Raw genomic sequence first — 18,460 nt, forward strand, 5'->3', positions numbered from 1 at the left:
CTTTCACCAACCGCTGGCTCTCTAAACAGGGAATATAGATACTACTGCAAACTCTTCATCACTAGAAAACTATAAGCATTATTCTATACGATTCTGTTTCAATGTCAATAACTATGTTCGAGACAATTCATTATATGCTATAATAAACAAGATTTTAGGAGGTCGATACCTTGAAGGATTGGATTGAGAAAATCAATGTAAAGATCGATGCATTTCTCGAACAAAAATGGATGAAGACATTACGTATTTCAGGCAGCGTCGTCTGGAACTTATTTTTACTATTTTTAGTCTTTGCATTGGTAGGCACTGTATTTGTTGGTTCTGTTGGCGCCGGCTATTTTGCCTCACTTGTACAAGAAGAACCTTTACGTTCGAAAGAAGAGTTACGAAACCTTATCTTCAACTATGAGGAAACAAGTGAAATTTATTTTGCCAACGATATTTATATGGGAAAATTGCGTACAGATTTAGAACGTCGTGAAACGTCTCTTAGCGCAGTAGCCCCTGACTTAATTAATGCAGTACTCGCAACGGAAGATGAATATTTCCGTGAACATAATGGAATTGTTCCAAAAGCTGTTATTCGAGGATTGCTGCAAGACGTTACAAACTCTGCCACACAGACAGGTGGCTCTACATTAACACAGCAACTTATTAAAAACCAAGTGTTAACAAATGAAGTTTCCTATGAGCGAAAAGCGAAGGAACTGCTACTTGCCATGCGCTTAGAGCACTTTATGACAAAGGAAGAAATATTAGAGGCATACTTAAATATTATTCCTTATGGTCGAAATGCAACAGGGCGTAATATCGCAGGTATTGAAACAGCAGCTGAAGGTATTTTTAATGTGAAAGCAAAGGATTTAACGCTTCCTCAAGCCGCTTACATAGCTGGTATTCCTCAGGCACCGTATACTTACACACCATTTACAAATACAGGTGTGCTAAAAAGTGAAGAAGCATTAAAATTAGGCATCGATCGTATGAAAACGGTGCTCTACCGCATGAATGAAGCTGGCTACATTAATGAAAAACAGTATGAAGATGCGCTCGCATATGACATTACAGCAGACTTCCGTACACCAGAAGCACGTCCAGAGGATCGTTATCCATGGTTAACGTTTGAGCTAGAGGAACGAGCAAAAGAAATTATTGCTGAAAAACTAGCCAATGAAGATGGTATTGATTCAGAACGTTTAAAAACGGAAGAAAAATTACAAGAAAAATATTCGATTTTGGCAGACCGAGACATTCGTTCAAAAGGTTATCGTATTTATTCCACTATCAACAAGGATATGTTTGATGCTATGCAAAAAGCAGCCGATAATTTTAAATACTACGGTCAGACATATACGGGTAAAGGCAAAGATCCTGTAACAGGTGAGGAAATCGAAGTGCAAATGCCTGTTCAAGTTGGTAGTATTTTAATCGAAAATAGCACAGGTCGAATTTTAAGCTTCCTAGGTGGTCGTGATTTTAAAATAAATCAATTAAACCACGCTACTAAAGCTTACCGCTCGAACGGTTCAACTATGAAACCATTACTTGTCTATGCCCCAGCCATTGAATATGGCGTAATTGGTGCAGGAAGTCCATTAGTTGACGTCAAGTTCTCTATTGGCGATTGGAGTCCAACGAACTATTTGACGAACGATGAGCGTGGTCTTATTCCAGCACGTGAAGCGTTAGCTGACTCAACAAACATTTCAGCGCTACGCTTATACTATGATATTTTAAATAGACGTCCCGCTGAATTTTTAGCAAAAATGGACTTCTCACAATTAAAACCTGAAGACTATACAAATCCTTCAACAGGGATTGGTGCTTTACAAATAGGTACAACTGTTGAAGAAAATACAAATGCGTTTGCAACTTTTGCAAACGGTGGTCAATTTATCGATGCTTATATGATTGAAAAAATCGAAGACCAAGATGGAAATCTTATTTACCAACATAAAGTTGAACCTGTACAAGTGTTTAGCCCTGAGACTTCTTATATCGTAACGGATATGTTACGAGATGTTTTAACAAAAGGAACAGGTACAGTTGCAAAAAATACATTAAAATTCTCTTCTGATTTTGCAGCTAAAACAGGTACTTCCCAAAAATATAATGATGTCTGGTTAGTAGGCTATAATCCAAATGTTTCACTTGGTGTATGGATGGGCTACGATAAACAACGCTCACTTAATGCCTTTAATAATACGTATTTACAACCAAGTGTACGTATTAACAAGCTATGGGGTACTTTAATGAATTCCATGTATGATGTAGATCCTAAATTAATTGATGCTCCTTCAAACTTTAAGGCACCAAAAAATGTTGTGACTGCTTCATTCTGTGGTATTTCTGGTCTAGCACCTTCTGCCGCTTGTGCAAATGCAGGATTGGTACGCTCAGATTTATTTAACGCGAAAGTATTTTTACCGTCACGACCTGATGATAGCCTCGCTTCATCAAGCGTCGTAACAATTAAAGGTAAAACGTATAATGCACATCCAAACACACCAGCAGAATTTGTAAAATCTAGTGGTGCTGGTATTAACCAAGCCTTTATTAAACGGATGTTAGGTAGACTGGGTGGGAACCCTGCAAGCCTACTTCCTAAAAATTCATCACTATCAAATTCATCTGTATCAGCTGTCGACTTCCCAGCAGATGGTAGTCCGCCAGCGGCTGTAACAGCATCCATTTCAGGCAATACACTATCTTGGAGTAGCTCATCTAATGATGTGGTAGGCTATCGAATTTATAATGTAACAAATGGTGGTAACACACTAGTTACTTCGGTGCTAGAAGCAACGCAAAGTATAACCGTCGCAAGCGGACAAGCGTATGTAGTTGTAGCAGTTGATATTACTGGTTTAACTTCACCACAGTCAAATGTTGCGTCAACAGGTGGTAGTGAGACAAAACCAGAAGAAGAGGACAAAGGCGAACAACCAACGACGCCAGACGTTCCTATTCCACCAGTCAATGGGAATAATGGCAATGGTTCTGGCAATAATGGCTCTGGTGGCAATGGTTCTGGCTCTAACGGCAACGGCTCTAGTGGCAATGGCTCTGGCTCTAGCGGCAACGGCTCTAGTGGCAATGGCTCTGGCTCTAGTGGCAACGGCTCTAATGGTAACAATGGTTCCGGCTCTAGTGGCAACGGCTCTAACAATGGCTCTGGCTCTACTGGAGGAAATAACGGAGAGACGACACCACCTACAGAACCACCTACAGAATAATCATTTAGGCTTACTACATTGAAATTTCAATTGTAGTAAGCCTATTTTTTTGTCATTATTAAGAGGACTACTAAACAAAGGGGTAGATAACATGAACATTCTAGTTTTAGGGGGCACACGCTTTTTCGGTAAAAAATTGGTGGAGCTTTGCCTTGAGAATAACCATGACGTTACGATTTTAACTCGCGGTCAAAGTGGCAATCCTTTTGGAGCACAAGTTCAACAGCTTTCGGTTGATCGCAATGATGTTGAAGCATTGACAAAAGCACTCGCTACTACAACATGGGATATCGTCTACGATAATATTTGTTACTCTCCAAATGAAGCCCAGAAAATTGCGCAAATATTACAAAATAAAACTAAAAAGCTCGTCTTTACCTCAACGCTCTCGACGTATGAAGCAGATGGAAAGATGAAATCTGAAACTGATTTTAATCCGTATGACTACGAGATTCGTATGGGCGATAGAGATGATTTCACATACGGTGAAGGCAAACGGCAAGCAGAAGCTGTCCTTTTTAAAGAAGCAACATTTCCAGTTGTCGCTGTCCGTTTCCCAATTGTCCTTGGTGAGCATGACTATACTCGTCGGTTACATTTCCATGTTGAGCGCATTTTAAATGGGCAACCAATATCCATGCCAAATATTGAAGCAAAAATGAGTTATATTACCGACGATGAAGCAGCAGCATTTTTATATTTTGCTGGAACTGCACCGATTGAAGGTCCGTATAACGCCACAGCAACAGGTACTATTTCCTTACAGGCATTACTTGCACTTATTGAGCAGGAAACAGGAAAACAAGCCAAAGTATCACTTATTGGCGGTGATGAAACATCACAATCACCTTATGGCATTCCAACACATTGGTATATGTCGAATGCAAAAGCAGAAGCAGCAGGCTTTAAATTCAGCCATTTAAACGAGTGGCTTCCGAGTCTTGTTACGACATTAGTGAAACAACTCCAATAAAATATCGCTCCACTTGCTAGTGAATCGCTAGGAAACTTCCAGAAAACAACCGCCATAGAACGGATAGCAAAGCAAAAAAGTGTTAGATTGATTGTAGTCAACCTAACACTTTTTTCGTTTTATCTATAGTAGTTTACAAGCCAACGATAGATTATCGTAAAATTGTTTTTAAAATTTGTACAGCTTCGTCAATCTCTGCTTTAGTCACTGTAAGCGGTGGTAAAAGTCGAATGACATTTGGGCCTGCGCCTACCAGTAGTAACCCCTTTTCCTCGGCTGCTGTAATATAAGGCGCTACTTCCGCTTCACCGCAACCGATTCCAAGTAATAATCCTTGCCCTTGTACCGTATAACTTGTTGGTAAATTGGCTTGCAATTGCTTCACAAAATATGAAGATAAGTCTTGCACATTTTCTAAAAAACTTGGCTCAAATACATAATCAAGGACCGTTTGCGCAACATGCATTGCTAATGGATTCCCACCAAATGTTGTACCATGCGTCCCAGGACCGAATGTGTCATAGAACTCTGCTGTACCTAACATTCCTCCCACTGGGAATCCTCCGCCTAAGCCTTTTGCTAATGTCACAATATTTGGTTGTAACACGGTTTGCTCATATGCATAGCGCGTCCCTGTTCTTCCAATACCAGTTTGCACCTCATCGACAATTAATAAAACACCTTTGTCTTCGCAAATTTTGGCGATAGCAGCTGCAAATTCAGGCGTTACACTATTAACACCACCCTCACCTTGAATCATCTCCAGCATAATGGCTGCAACTGAATCGTCAACGGTTGCCTCAAGTGCCGCTACATCATTGAATGGAAGTGTTGTAAATTTATCGACAAGTGGTCCAAATCCATTATGTACCTTACCTTGACCAGTTGCTGACATTGCACCAAACGTGCGACCGTGGAATGATTTTTCAAAAGTAATGATATGATGTTTTCCAGTATGCTTACGTGCTAGTTTGATGGCCGCTTCATTAGCTTCAGCACCACTATTACAGAAAAACGCATACTTCAAATGTGTATCTGCCACTAATTTTTGGGCAACTTTTTCTTGCCCAGGTATATCAAATAAATTCGATATATGCCAAAGTTTTTCACTTTGTTCTTGAATCGCTTTGACAATAGCAGGATGTGCATGCCCAAGACTAACAACAGCAATGCCGCTTGTGAAATCTAAATACTTTTTGCCACTAGCATCTTCCACAACAGTTCCTTGCCCTTTTACGATTTGTGCACGACGTTTGCCATAGTTTCCAAATAAAGCACTCATTCTATCAGCTCCCCAAGTTATTTTTTAGGACGTCATCTCCACAACATGACGTCCATCCCTTCCCCTTACGGCAAAATCGTTGTACCTACTAATGTATCTCCAACAATCTGCACTGATGGAATTCCTGCATTTAGACAATCGAGTGCCCCTTGCACTTTTGGAATCATCCCACCGTAAATATGACCTTCCTCAATCCACTGTGTTATTAATGAAGGCGTTACTTCTGTTTGATAGTCGCCTTGAATACGAATACCGGAGACATCCGTAACAAGAAGTAAACTCTCCGCTCCCACAGCGAGAGCTACTTCACTCGCCACAGTGTCTCCGTTAATATTAAGCGCTTGACCCTCTAGATTCGCCCCAACACACGCGATGACTGGCACAATTCCAGCAGCAATTAATGCTTCTAACAGCGATGTGTTCACGGATTTTATCTCACCTACAAAGCCGTATATGTCCTTGTCTAAAAAGTCTGCTACAAGTAATTGCCCATCAAAGCCATTTAAACCGACTGCCTCAATCCCCGCTGTTGTTAACTCGTGTACTAGCGCAGGATTAACATTCCCGATTAATGTAGACTGGACAACATCCATTGCTGCTTCACTCGTTACGCGAATACCATTTAATGTATGAGATTCAATATCTCGTGCAGCTAGCTCACGATTAATAGCAGGGCCGCCGCCATGTGTAATAATAAGTTCAACGCCACTCTCTTGTAGCTTTTTAAAATTGTCAAAAAAATCGTCATTTAAGCCTTCAAGCGTACTACCACCTAGCTTAATCACCTTGCGTTTACGAGCGGTATGATGCATTGATTTGAACATAGTCATACGTTAAGTCACATCCCCAAGCATGCCCTTTGCCTTCACCTATGCCAAGTGACACGTGAATTTTAACTTCATGCATTTTTAAAATTTGGATTAATTCATCTTCTGAAAAGGCAATTGGCTCTCCGTTTTCAACCATTGTTGCGCCACCAATTTGAATGGTAATTTTGTCAGGGTCAACTGTCGCGCCACTATAGCCAACCGCTGCAATAATACGTCCCCAGTTCGCATCGCAACCAAATACAGCTGTTTTGACAAGTGGCGACCCAACTACTGTTTTCGCGATTTTACGTGCCTCGTCATCTGAAATAGCACCTTCTACTTCCACCTCAATTAGTTTCGTTGCACCTTCTCCATCTTTTGCAATCATTTTGGCTAAGTCTTGTGCCACGGTTTTTAAGGTATAGTAGAAGTTATGCCAATCAGGGTGTGCTGATGTTAAAGAATTATTGCCAGCTACACCGTTTGCCATCACGACGACCGTATCATTTGTCGATGTATCGCCATCCACTGTGATGGCATTAAATGTTAGGTTCGTAATATCTGATAAAGCTGCTTGTAATACATGCGATTCAATATTCGCATCTGTTGTAATAAAACCTAGCATTGTTGCCATATTAGGTTCAATCATTCCCGAACCTTTCGCTACACCTGCAATAATAATCTCTTTGCCATCAATGATTGTGCTATAGCTTGTATTTTTCATAACAGTATCAGTTGTCATAATGGCCTGTGCAAAATCAATTGCACTCTCTAAGCAATCTTTTGGTTGTAGTTGCGATATCCCGCTAGCTACTGGCTCCATATTCATAATTTCACCAATTACACCCGTTGAGCACACACCAACTAAATTTGCTGCAATCCCTAACTTTTCAGCTGTTAAAGCTTGCATTGTTTGCGCATCCTTTACACCTTGCTTACCCGTACAAGCATTCGCATTACCAGAGTTGACAATCATTGCCTGCATTTTTTTTGTTGTGTAAACAACTTCTTTCGTTACTTTTAATGGTGCTGCCTGAACCGCATTTGTAGTAAATACGCCAGCTACACTTGCTGGTACGTCACTAACTAAAATAGCTAAATCTTTTTTCTTATGCTTTAATCCACAATGTAACCCCGCTGCTTTAAACCCTTTGGGCGATACGATGTTTTTACTTGATAATTTTTTCATAACGTTTGTTGACGCTGTTAATGTCATAAACTAATTCCTCCTTAGTTTCAAGAGTGACTGGTGACTGGCACCAAAACGATTCTAAATATTCAAAATCGTTTAGGTGACTGGCACTTAAATGAACAATGGCACGACATCTAGGCCTGTTGTTTGTGGTAAATCCAATTGTACATTCATATTTTGAATCGCTTGCCCAGCAGCACCTTTAACTAAATTATCAATAACTGCAACAATGGTTGCTCGATTTGTACGGCTATCAACTTTTACGAAAATATCACAATAGTTAGAGCCCTTCACACGATTTGTAGTAAGGCTATTCATATCTGTTATCACTCGGACAAATGGATGTTTTTCATATGTTGTTTGTAGGCAAGTCACTAATTGTTCCTCAGTAATGCCAGGCATTACTGGTGCATACGCTGTCGATAAAATACCTCGTGTCATTGGAACTAAATGTGTATTAAAAGTAATAGTCGTCTCCACATTGGCAAACATTGAAATGGCTTGCTCAATTTCTGGAATATGTTGATGTGTATTTGTTTTATAAATGGAGAAGCTTTCGTTCACTTCACTAAAGTGCGTTGTTTGCGATGGTTTATTGCCAGCACCAGAAATACCACTTTTCGCATCAATAACGAGATAATTCGGGTCGATCAATTGCGCTTTTAATAAAGGTAATAACGACAGCAGAACAGCTGTTGGATAGCATCCTGGATTCGCAATAAGAGAGGCATTTTTGACATTATGCGCATTCCACTCTGTTAAGCCATAAACACTTTGCTCAATAATTTCTAGTGGTGCTGCCTTTTTCCCGTACCATTGTTCATAGCTTGCTGGATTCTTTAAACGAAAATCACCTGATAAATCAATTAACTTCGGACCTTTTCCAACTAAAGGTGGTAATAACTCACTTGTCACACCCGAAGGCGTACTTGCAAATACGACATCCAATTTCGATAATGCTTCATAATCTATTTTTTGCAATGGCGAATCTATAATTGTTACTAAATGTCCGAACTTCGAAGAAAAAACGACACCTTCTTCAGAAGATGTAAATAAATCTATCTGTTCAACCACTGGATGATTATGTAAAAAACGAATTAATTCTAACCCTCCATAACCTGTTGCACCAACAATTCCTACTTTCATTCTACTCACCTCTAAAATAAGTTAAAAATAGTATACGTCTGCATAAATATTAAGTCAACTGAATTTTTATTTAATCCTAGTATTTTCTTAATCTTCTGTTATAAATTTCAGGAATACAGAATGGCTACGATAAATTCAGAAAAAAGAAGGTAGGAACTCTTTCATAGTCGAATGAATTCCTACCCTCTTTATGTTTTCTGATTGAATAAAAATAAATTGCCTATTGCCCCTTCTTAATCTTCCATCGTCGAAAGATCACCAGTTGGTAAATTTAACTCCCATGCCTTCAACACACGTCGCATAATTTTACCACTTCTTGTTTTCGGTAGCTTTTCCTTAAACTCAATTTCACGCGGGGCCGCATGAGCTGATAATCCCCTTTTGACAAACTCGCGAATATTCTCAATTAAAGCATCTGATGGTTCAACACCTTCACGCAAAGATACAAATGCCTTAATAATTTCTCCACGAACAGGGTCTGGTTTTCCAATTACACCTGCTTCAATGACATCTGGATGTTCTAGTAGCTTGCTTTCTACTTCGAATGGTCCTACACGTTCTCCAGCTGTCATAATGACATCATCTACTCGACCTTGGAACCAAAAATACCCCTCATCATCCATATAAGCTGAATCGCCCGACACATACCATTCACCTTTTAGGAAGTATGATTCGTATCGCTCAGGATTACCCCAAATTTGACGCATCATCGCAGGCCAACCTCGACGTACCGCTAAATTCCCCATAGTAAATGGTGGTACTTCATTTCCCGCATCATCTACAATTGTCGCATAAACGCCAGGCAATGGTTTGCCCATTGAACCCGGTTTAATATCCATACTTGGATAGTTACAAATCATATGCGCGCCGGTTTCTGTCATCCACCACGTATCGTGAATACGATGCCCTAATTCGTCACATCCCCAACGTATCACTTCAGGGTTAAGGGGTTCTCCAACAGACAATACATGGCGTAAGGATGATAAATCATAATTTTCTAACATTCCACTACCAGCCCCCATTAACATACGGAAAGCTGTTGGCGCACTATACCAAACTGTAACACTGTAATCCTCGATTGCTTGATACCATGCTTGTGGTGAGAATCGACCACCAACAATCAGCATTGTCACCCCATTTAACCATGGACCAAAAATGCCATAAGATGTCCCCGTTACCCAACCTGGATCAGCTGTACACCAATAAATATCATTGTCGCCTAAATCTAGTACCCATTGTGTAGATTGATAGTGCTGAATCATTGCATTATGCACGTGTAACACACCTTTTGGTGCACCTGTCGAGCCAGAAGTATAATGTAAAATCATACCGTCTTCACGGTCCATCCACTCAATATCAAATGTAGCAGCAGCCTCTTTCATACGCTTATTAAAATCTAAAATTTGCGGTGTTTCTTCTATATCAGACCCTATTAAAAATACATGTTGCAAGTTAGGCAGTTTATCTAACGGTACTCGACCCAGTAACTCAGGCGTTGTAACTAACACTTTTGCATCGCTATCTGAAAGACGGTCATATACCGCTCCTTCCATGAATGCTTCGAATAGAGGCCCTACAATAACCCCTATTTTTAATGCGCCTAATAAAGAAAAATAAAGCTCTGGTGAACGCGGCATAAAAATAAATAAGCGATCGCCTTTTTTTAAGTTTGTCGCTGATTTAAAAACATTGGCAGCCTTGTTTGTCAGCCTTTTCATTTCATTAAAAGAATAGGCTTCTTTGCGTTTTCCATCCGTGTAATACAGTGCAATTTTATTTTTTCTAGCCGTTTCTGTATGGCGATCAATAGCCTCATAAGCCATGTTTACTAATCCTGTTTTATGCCAACTAAATGCCTTTTCAGTTTCTGCCCAATTATGATTCGCTGCTGCCTCCTCATAATTTGGCAAATGATAGTGCCCTGGTATTGCCTTCAATTTCTCCATTGTTTTCATCCCCATGAAATTACCCCTTCCTTTTTTGCTTTAGTCCATTCGTAAGCAAATTTCAAATCGTACTCACGATACCCCTAGCAATTAGGCCTTGACGTACGCGTAGCTGCCTGTCACATCGTTTGCATTTTGCTTGCGTGCAATATAATTTCCCTTGAAGCCTCTTATAAAGGATAAAAAGAGAACCTCCATCCCCATATGGAAAATTAAATTTAATAATGGCAATTGAAACAATTTCGCCATATAAAACAGCTACTGAATGCTATTAAAATTCGCCACTTTCTCTAAAGACAAATACGTTATGTAGCAATTGTTATAGAACAGTTTATGCGCTATAAATATGAACAATGCTTACAATACAACATTCATCTGTTAAATAACAGTTGCAATATACATCTATTTTACACGAATTTTTCAAGAATGTCTCAATATTTTTATTTTTCCGAAAATGTAGTTATATTTCGCAAATTTAAGCGTTTTTCGGCTTTAAATCAGCTATAATGGAATTATTAAACTCAGGTGGTGTAATTATGGAACATAAAAAGACTTTTTTTTCTGTTACAAAGGAGACAAAGCATGGTACTGTTTATGTGGAAGGGCCTGTTCCTCCAGAAAAATTAGCTACGTATACATTCCACGAGGGATTAGTTGCCTTTAGACCTCCTAAACAACAACAGCAAGCCATTATAGAAATCGCAGGGCTTCCTGAAGGTCGCATTATTATCATTCGAAAAGACAACATTATTGTAGGCTACGTCACCTATTTATATCCCGATCCGCTTGAACGTTGGGCAGAGGACCGCATTGATAATATGATTGAGTTAGGAGCCATTGAGGTAATTCCTGACTATCGTGGGACTGGGGCTGGTAAAGCCTTGCTTTCGGTGTCCTTTATGGGGGATGAGATGGAGGATTACCTTGTTATTACAACTGAATATTATTGGCATTGGGACTTAAAAGGGACTGGGTTAAATGTATGGGATTACCGCAAAATGATGGAACGAATGATGAGCTCGGCTGGTTTCGAATATTTTGCTACAGATGATCCTGAAATTACATCGCATCCAGCTAACTGCCTAATGGCTCGGGAAGGCAAACGAGTGCCTCCTGAAACGATGGAAAGATTCGATAGGCTCCGTTTTAGAAATCGCTTCATGTATTAAAACCAACACAAAGGGGATGAGTATATGATTGTAGAAGAAATTATGAATGATGAGCCTTATACACTGGCTCCTACAAATACTGTGTTAGAAGCGCTGAAATTGATGCGTGAGAAGAAGGTGCGTCATTTACCTGTTATAGACAATGAACACCACGTTCTCGGTGTAATTACAGAGCGAGATATTAAAGAAGCACTGCCTTCGCCATTGAAGGATGAGCCGAATTCTCCTGTCTTTAGTGCCAAGGTAGAAGATATTATGATAAAAAATCCACTTGTCGGTCATCCTCTTGATTTTGTAGAGGAAGTTGCACTCACTTTTTATGAAACGAAGATCGGTTGTTTACCAATTGTCTCTGGGGGAAAACTTGTCGGTATCGTCACTACAACCGATTTGCTCTACACATATATTGAGTTAACCGGTGCAACTGAACCCGGCTCTAAAATTGAAATACGCGTGTGCGATACACCGGGCGTGTTATTTGAAATTACAAAGATTTTTAATCTGCATCATGCAAATGTCCAAAGCGTCTTAGTATATCCTGATTCTGAAAATACACAAAATAAAATTTTAAGCGTCCGAGTAAAAACACTAAACCCACTTGCTATCATTGAGAATCTTCGCAAAGAAGGTTTCGACGTGTTATGGCCTAATCTACCAGGTGTTTCATTATAATGAAAAAGGCTGTCTTTGTTTATTCGCCAGAACAACTCGGATATAAATTTTCAGATACACATCCTTTCAATCACAAACGCTTGACGCTAACGATGGATTTACTAAAAAATATAGGGGCGCTCGATGATGCCGATATCGTTCCTGCACGAATTGCAACAGAAGAAGAACTCTTGCTCGCACATGATCCAAAATACATTGAAATTGTAAAAAATGCAGGGCATGGTAAACTCAGCGAGGCACAATGTGCAAGCTATGGTATAGGCACGGAGGATACACCTATCTTTAAAAATATGCATGAAGCAAGTGCCCAACTTGTAGGTGGCACATTAACTGCTGTCGATTATGTGATGGAAGGAAAAGCCGAACATGCGCTAAATCTGGGCGGTGGGCTACATCATGGTTTCCGTGGGCGCGCTTCAGGTTTTTGTATTTATAATGATAGTACTGTAGCTATACGTTATTTACAGGACAAATACAAAGCGCGGGTGCTATATGTTGATACGGATGCCCATCATGGTGATGGCGTACAATGGAGTTTCTATGATGACCCCGATGTTTGTACATTATCGATTCATGAAACAGGTCGCTACTTATTCCCTGGAACAGGTAATATAACTGAACGAGGCAATGGGCAAGGCTATGGAACTTCATTTAACTTTCCAATCGATGCATTTACCGAGGATGATAGTTTCTTAGACATATATGAACAGGCAATGCGCGAAGTCTTTGAATTTTTCAAACCCGATGTTGTATTAACGCAAAACGGTGCAGATGCACATTATTTTGACCCATTAACGCATTTATACGGTACAATGAATATTTATAAGGAGATTCCTAAGTTAGCGCACAAGCTAGCGCACGAATATTGTGATGGCAAATGGATTGCGGTTGGTGGTGGAGGCTACGATATATGGCGGGTTGTGCCACGCGCATGGTCGATGCTATGGTTAGAAATGACCGATCAAGAAAAACCATCAGGTCCCTTACCACAAGCATGGTTAGAGCGCTGGCAACCAGAGGCACCCGTGCCGTTTATTCCTACATGGGAGGACCCAAATCCTCTTTATGAGCCCATTCCACGAAAGGCAGAAATTGAAGAAAAAAACGCGCAAATGTTAGAAAAAGCGCTACATATTATTCGCACTGAAAAGCGCAGTTAAGCCGCGGTGCCAGTCACCCAAACAATTCTCAAACAATTCACTTCAATAAAAAAACACGCAAATCTTACTATTAGATTTACGTGTTTTTTGTTATTTGCTTTTAACAGATTGTCGCTGTTCAATGCGGTGTGGTAAAATAACCGCTTCGTCCTCAACAGGCTCTTTATTCATAAGTTTAGTCAATAAACGCATCGCAACAGCTCCGATATCATATAGCGGTAGTGCTACACTTGTAAGCTGAGGGCGCACCATACGAGCTAACTTAGAATTTTCAAAACTGATAACTTCGATATCCTCTGGCACATTTTTCCCAGCATCCTGCGCACCATGAATCAATCCGATAGCGAGTTCATCGCTTCCTGCAAAATAAGCAGTTGGAGGATTTTCTAGAGCAGATAACGTTTCCCATGCCTCTAAGCCCATATCATAGCTAGATTCCTCTGCAGCAATTAGTGATTCATCTATACTTAAGCCTGCATCTTGCAATGCTTTTTTATAAGCTTCAAGCTTGAATTTTCCATTAATTGTATAAGTAAGTGGGCCTGTTACAAAGCCAATTCGTTTATGTCCATTTTGAATCAATAACGAAATCGCTTCATACGCTGCCTGGAAATAATCAATATTCACAGTGGCAATTGTTTGTGATTCATCTACAGAACCTGCAAGAACAATCGGAACTGGCGAATGATCCATCGATTGTTGCATTTTCTCTGTTACTTCATCACTCATCATAACAATACCGTCCACCTGTTTGCCTAGCATTGTATCTAGCAGCTGTAGCTCTTTATCTTCATGTTGGTCTGAGTTGGCAAGAATAATGTTGTAGCGATACATTGTCGCAATATCCTCCACACCACGTGCCAGCTCCGCATAAACGTTATTTGCAATATCTGGGATAATCACGCCAACTGTTGTTGTTTTCTTACTCGCTAACCCTCGCGCTACTGCGTTCGGACGATATTCTAATCGTTCAATTACTTCTAATACTTTTTTTCGTGTTGCTGGTTTTACATTTTGGTTACCATTAACTACACGAGAAACGGTTGCCATCGAAACATTTGCTTCTCGTGCAACATCATAAATTGTAACAGTCATCGTACGTGCCTCCCTTTTTCCTTTTATAGCCTTATCATACGATAATTTTCGCATCATTTTCAAGAAGAAGTACGTACATGAACAGAAATACCAAGTACAAATAGTACTGTTCTAGACATTAAATTGTCACGATATAATAAACACCGCCTGCTTAATGCGCAAGCGGTGTGAAATCATTATGCATGAATTTCATGATTCTTCATGAATTTTTGTAGCGTTTCGTAGAATGCATCGAATGTTGGAATATCCATTTGTTGTTGTGAATCAGAAAGTGCTACAGATGGATCTGGATGCACCTCTGCCATTACACCATCTGCTCCAATGGCAATTGCTGCTTTCGCACATGGTAATAATAAGTCACGTCGACCAGTTGAATGTGTTACATCGACGAATACTGGTAAATGTGTTTCTTGTTTTAAAATTGGTACTGCTGAAATATCTAATGTGTTACGTGTTGCTTTTTCGTACGTACGAATACCACGTTCACAAAGGATGATGTTCTCATTTCCTTTAGACATAATGTATTCTGCTGCATGAATGAACTCGTCAATCGTTGCTGCTAAACCACGTTTTAATAGTACTGGTTTATTTGTAGCACCCGCTGCTTTTAATAATTCGAAGTTTTGCATATTACGTGCACCAATTTGGATTACATCAATGTAATCAAGTGCTTCTTCTAAATGACCTGGTGTCACAATTTCTGTAATAACACCTAAACCATATTCTTCAGATACTCGCTTTAAAATTTTAAGCCCTTCTAATCCAAGACCTTGGAAGTCATATGGAGAAGTACGAGGTTTGTATGCTCCACCACGGATTAACTTTTCACCTTTAGCTTTAATAGATGCCGCAACGGCTGCTACTTGCTCATATGATTCAACAGCACATGGCCCAAATACAAAAGATGGTTTTCCTTGGCCGATTAGTTCACCATTAACATTAATGACAGTATCTTCTGATTTTTTCTTGCGTGATACAAGTAATTCTTTCTTTTTATCCGCTTCAAGTTGTTTTAAAGCTGTTTTAAAGATTTGTTTAAAAATATAATCTACCGTCATTTGGTTTAATGGACCGTGATTGTGCTCTTTAATAAGATCAAGCATATGTCGTTCGCGCAATGGATCATAGCGGTTAACACCTTGTTTTTCTTTAATTTTACCGATTTCATCTACTACAGCTGCACGTTCGTTAATTAGACGAAGAATTTCTAAGTTTAATCCATCAATCTGACTACGTAAGCTTTCTAAATCCTTTTGGCTCATACTTCTTGCTCCTCTCCCTATGACAGACACTTTCAGAACTCTGAAATGTATGTTACATTTTTAGATATTAGCATCATTATAATCAAAGTTGTTCAGAATGTCACGCATTTTTAATTTAGCGCTTCAACTCGCTAAATTATTTTGAGATATTTCGAGGAAGGAAGCGATTACATTGAGTTCAAAATTATTTGCGCTTGATATCGGTACACGTTCTGTTGTTGGCATTATTTTAGAAGAAGATAATGATCATTTTCATGTACAAGATATTTTAGTAAAAGAGCATAAAGAACGGGCCATGGTAGATGGTCAAATACATAATGTCATGTACGTGGCAGAGTTAATTAATGAGATAAAACAAGAGCTCGAAGAAAAGCACGGACCTTTATCAAAAGTAAGCGTTGCTGCTGCAGGTCGTTCATTAAAAACCGAGCAGGCAAGTGTGACCATTAATATTCGTAACCGTCCTATCTTTACTGAAGAAGATATTAGTCGCTTAGAATTACAGGCCGTTCAACAAGCCCAGCAACAGCTCCTACAACATAAAGAGGATACGAAAACAAGTCACTATTATTGCGTTGGTTATTCAGTCCTTTATTATCGTCTAGATGGTGAAGAAATTGGTAGCCTTCTTGATCAGCAAGGTGACGAGGCACAAATCGAAGTGATTGCCACTTTCCTTCCTCGTGTTGTAGTGGAATCACTAATTGCCGCATTAAAACGGGCAAATTTAGAGATGGATGCACTAACATTAGAGCCCATTGCTGCCATTAATGTGCTCATTCCACCTACGATGCGCCGTTTAAATGTTGCACTTGTCGATATTGGTGCTGGTACTTCAGATATCGCCATTACCGATAAAAGTACAGTTGTTGCCTATGGTATGGTGCCGACAGCAGGAGATGAAATAACCGAAGCACTTAGTGACCATTATTTGCTTGATTTTCCTGTTGCCGAGGAGGCAAAGCGCCAACTGCATTGTTCAGCGGAGATTTTAATTCAAGATATTTTAGGATTCGATCAAAACTATCCTAAAGAAGAAGTGCTTTCTGCAATTGAACCAGCTGTTAAACAACTCGCCAAGGCGATTGGAGAAGAAATATTACGTCTTAATAATCGAACTGCTCCTAAAGCCGTAATGCTCGTTGGTGGAGGTAGTTTAACACCTAACCTTACAACTGAAATCGGTCTAGTACTTGATTTACCAGCAAATCGTATTGCCGTTCGCGGTGTCGATGCCATTCAAAATTTAACAAAGGAAGCGCACATTAAAGCATCCCCTGAATTAGTAACACCTATCGGCATAGCTATTGCTGCAAAGAAAATGCCGATTCAATATATGAGTTTAACGGTAAATGAACAAATTGTACGCCTGTTTGAATTAAAAGAAATGACTGTTGGCGATGCCTTTTTAGCTGCCAATATTCGTGCTAAACAATTATATGGCAAGCCAGGTCATGGTTTATCCATTAGTGTGAACGGACAAGATATTTTTATACCTGGTGGCCACGGTCAACCAGCACAAATTTTAGTGAATGGACAACAATCCTCTACAAAAACAATTATTAAAACGGGGGATGCCATTCAGCTAATAGAAGGACAAGATGGTCTTCCAGCTACTGCTACAATAAGAGATATAGTGGATCAAGCAGTCATTAAAACGATTACAATTCAAGAAACAAAATATGTCATTGAACCTAAAATTACGGTTAACGGTTCATCCGTTTCAATGGATGCTCTCGTAAACGATCGTGATATTATCGCATATGAAATAGCGGAAACAGTAGAAGACGTTTTTACATCGACGAACAATACCAATTTACTGAAACAATTTGAATCATATGTTATTTACGTCGATGGCAAGCCATTATATTTACCAGCGTTTTCTGCGAATTTACTAATTAACGGAAAACCAGGAAAGCTGTCTTATGCTGTTCAACATAACGATATTATTACTTTTTCCCAACCATCGTTACCAACTGTACAACGAATCGCTGATCATATGAATGTGTTGTTGGAGGACAAAATCATTGTCCATTTTCAACAGGAACTGTTAGAGTTGAAAAAAACGACGAATGAAGTGCTTGTTAATCAAGCTGTTGTTTCACCGCTCTCTACGGTTCCTAATGGAGCGACGGTTAGCATTCAAGAGAAAGATCGAAGTCCTTGGATTTATCAGGATGTGTTCCGTTTCTCGAATTGGCAGCTCCCTACAACATTTAAAGGCAACTTTACGATTTTACGTAACGGACAGCCCGCAACCTTTGATACAGAAATTTTCGGTGGCGATCAATTAGAAATTGTACTCGAAGAAGCACCTTTATCATTGTAAAAAAGTAGGTGCAAAAAGAAAAAGTGTTAGATTGACTGTAATCAATCTAACACTTTTGTTGTTGATGTCAGGCTACGGCGAGGGCTTCCTGCGCGGTTTGTGCCATCTTATATGCGTGCTTTACGGTACATTCCACATGTTCACAGGAGTCATCACCACCGTTTTCATCAACTAGTACTAGTGTAGTGTTCT

The 18,460-nt window shown here is 39.6% G+C and carries 13 protein-coding genes and 1 other annotated feature (1 of these 14 only partly in view); of the genes, 6 read left to right on the plus strand and 7 right to left on the minus strand.

All coding sequences use genetic code 11. The features are described 5' to 3' along the window. Nucleotides 1-68 (minus strand) — a binding site (T-box leader) (it extends 136 nt beyond the left edge of the window). A 102-nt stretch (nucleotides 69-170) separates the two neighbouring features. Together T479_RS16885 and T479_RS16890 are read left to right on the plus strand one after the other, a co-directional pair. Beyond that, entirely contained in the window at nucleotides 171-3,233 is a 3,063-nt protein-coding gene (locus tag T479_RS16885; protein ID WP_025220320.1) for a transglycosylase domain-containing protein, read from the plus strand. A 91-nt stretch (nucleotides 3,234-3,324) separates the two neighbouring features. Then, a complete protein-coding gene (locus T479_RS16890; protein ID WP_025220321.1) occupies nucleotides 3,325-4,206 on the plus strand; it encodes an NAD-dependent epimerase/dehydratase family protein in 882 nt (293 codons plus the stop codon). 151 nt (nucleotides 4,207-4,357) lie between these two features. Here T479_RS16890 and T479_RS16895 read toward each other — a convergent pair whose 3' ends face one another. The 5 genes from T479_RS16895 to acsA form a co-directional block, all read right to left on the minus strand. Further along, nucleotides 4,358-5,488 carry an acetylornithine transaminase gene (locus T479_RS16895; RefSeq protein ID WP_025220322.1) on the minus strand — a complete coding sequence of 377 codons (1,131 nt, stop codon included), beginning with the start codon at nucleotides 5,486-5,488 and terminating at the stop codon, nucleotides 4,358-4,360. 65 nt (nucleotides 5,489-5,553) lie between these two features. Then, nucleotides 5,554-6,318 (minus strand): acetylglutamate kinase, encoded by a 765-nt coding sequence (argB, locus tag T479_RS16900; RefSeq protein WP_025220323.1) that lies wholly within the window; start codon nucleotides 6,316-6,318, stop codon nucleotides 5,554-5,556. After that, nucleotides 6,281-7,513 (minus strand): bifunctional glutamate N-acetyltransferase/amino-acid acetyltransferase ArgJ, encoded by a 1,233-nt coding sequence (gene argJ, locus T479_RS16905; RefSeq protein ID WP_025220324.1) that lies wholly within the window; start codon nucleotides 7,511-7,513, stop codon nucleotides 6,281-6,283. The genes argB and argJ overlap by 38 nt, the downstream gene beginning before the upstream one ends. Before the next feature lie 87 nt (nucleotides 7,514-7,600). Continuing rightward, nucleotides 7,601-8,635 (minus strand): N-acetyl-gamma-glutamyl-phosphate reductase, encoded by a 1,035-nt coding sequence (argC, locus tag T479_RS16910; RefSeq protein WP_025220325.1) that lies wholly within the window; start codon nucleotides 8,633-8,635, stop codon nucleotides 7,601-7,603. 233 nt (nucleotides 8,636-8,868) lie between these two features. Further along, nucleotides 8,869-10,590 carry an acetate--CoA ligase gene (gene acsA, locus T479_RS16915; protein WP_025220326.1) on the minus strand — a complete coding sequence of 574 codons (1,722 nt, stop codon included), beginning with the start codon at nucleotides 10,588-10,590 and terminating at the stop codon, nucleotides 8,869-8,871. Nucleotides 10,591-11,117: 527 nt separating this feature from the next. On the opposite strand from acsA, the gene T479_RS16920 reads away from it, so the two are divergent. From T479_RS16920 to T479_RS16930, 3 genes are read left to right on the plus strand one after another with little or no spacing between them, the layout of a single operon-like run. Further along, nucleotides 11,118-11,750: a GNAT family N-acetyltransferase gene (locus T479_RS16920; RefSeq protein WP_025220327.1), complete on the plus strand. Its 633-nt coding sequence runs from the start codon at nucleotides 11,118-11,120 to the stop codon at nucleotides 11,748-11,750. Between the two features lie 24 nt (nucleotides 11,751-11,774). Beyond that, a complete protein-coding gene (locus tag T479_RS16925) occupies nucleotides 11,775-12,422 on the plus strand; it encodes an acetoin utilization AcuB family protein (protein ID WP_024363762.1) in 648 nt (215 codons plus the stop codon). Continuing rightward, the gene (locus T479_RS16930; RefSeq protein WP_025220328.1) at nucleotides 12,422-13,582 is read left to right on the plus strand and encodes an acetoin utilization protein AcuC; all 1,161 of its coding nucleotides are present in this window, start codon (nucleotides 12,422-12,424) and stop codon (nucleotides 13,580-13,582) included. The genes T479_RS16925 and T479_RS16930 overlap by 1 nt, the downstream gene beginning before the upstream one ends. A gap of 90 nt (nucleotides 13,583-13,672) precedes the next feature. Here T479_RS16930 and ccpA read toward each other — a convergent pair whose 3' ends face one another. Next, nucleotides 13,673-14,677, minus strand: a complete 1,005-nt coding sequence (gene ccpA, locus T479_RS16935) for a catabolite control protein A (RefSeq protein ID WP_024363760.1) — start codon at nucleotides 14,675-14,677, stop codon at nucleotides 13,673-13,675. Between the two features lie 176 nt (nucleotides 14,678-14,853). Next, nucleotides 14,854-15,939 (minus strand): bifunctional 3-deoxy-7-phosphoheptulonate synthase/chorismate mutase, encoded by a 1,086-nt coding sequence (locus T479_RS16940; protein WP_024363759.1) that lies wholly within the window; start codon nucleotides 15,937-15,939, stop codon nucleotides 14,854-14,856. 172 nt (nucleotides 15,940-16,111) lie between these two features. Here T479_RS16940 and T479_RS16945 point away from each other — a divergent pair, with 172 nt between their 5' ends. Then, the gene (locus tag T479_RS16945; RefSeq protein ID WP_025220329.1) at nucleotides 16,112-18,268 is read left to right on the plus strand and encodes a cell division FtsA domain-containing protein; all 2,157 of its coding nucleotides are present in this window, start codon (nucleotides 16,112-16,114) and stop codon (nucleotides 18,266-18,268) included. The last annotated feature ends 192 nt before the right edge of the window (nucleotides 18,269-18,460 follow it).

This window comes from Lysinibacillus sphaericus (assembly GCF_000600105.1).
In the GTDB taxonomy this organism is placed as follows: domain Bacteria; phylum Bacillota; class Bacilli; order Bacillales_A; family Planococcaceae; genus Lysinibacillus; species Lysinibacillus sphaericus.

Coding starts and splice junctions, on each gene's coding strand:
- T479_RS16890 (WP_025220321.1), top strand. CDS start 3,325: ATGAACATTCTAGTTTTAGGGGGCACACGCTTTTTCGGTAAAAAATTG.
- T479_RS16895 (WP_025220322.1), bottom strand. CDS start 5,488: ATGAGTGCTTTATTTGGAAACTATGGCAAACGTCGTGCACAAATCGTA.
- argB (WP_025220323.1), bottom strand. CDS start 6,318: ATGACTATGTTCAAATCAATGCATCATACCGCTCGTAAACGCAAGGTG.
- argJ (WP_025220324.1), bottom strand. CDS start 7,513: ATGACATTAACAGCGTCAACAAACGTTATGAAAAAATTATCAAGTAAA.
- argC (WP_025220325.1), bottom strand. CDS start 8,635: ATGAAAGTAGGAATTGTTGGTGCAACAGGTTATGGAGGGTTAGAATTA.
- acsA (WP_025220326.1), bottom strand. CDS start 10,590: ATGAAAACAATGGAGAAATTGAAGGCAATACCAGGGCACTATCATTTG.
- T479_RS16920 (WP_025220327.1), top strand. CDS start 11,118: ATGGAACATAAAAAGACTTTTTTTTCTGTTACAAAGGAGACAAAGCAT.
- T479_RS16925 (WP_024363762.1), top strand. CDS start 11,775: ATGATTGTAGAAGAAATTATGAATGATGAGCCTTATACACTGGCTCCT.
- T479_RS16930 (WP_025220328.1), top strand. CDS start 12,422: ATGAAAAAGGCTGTCTTTGTTTATTCGCCAGAACAACTCGGATATAAA.
- ccpA (WP_024363760.1), bottom strand. CDS start 14,677: ATGACTGTTACAATTTATGATGTTGCACGAGAAGCAAATGTTTCGATG.
- T479_RS16940 (WP_024363759.1), bottom strand. CDS start 15,939: ATGAGCCAAAAGGATTTAGAAAGCTTACGTAGTCAGATTGATGGATTA.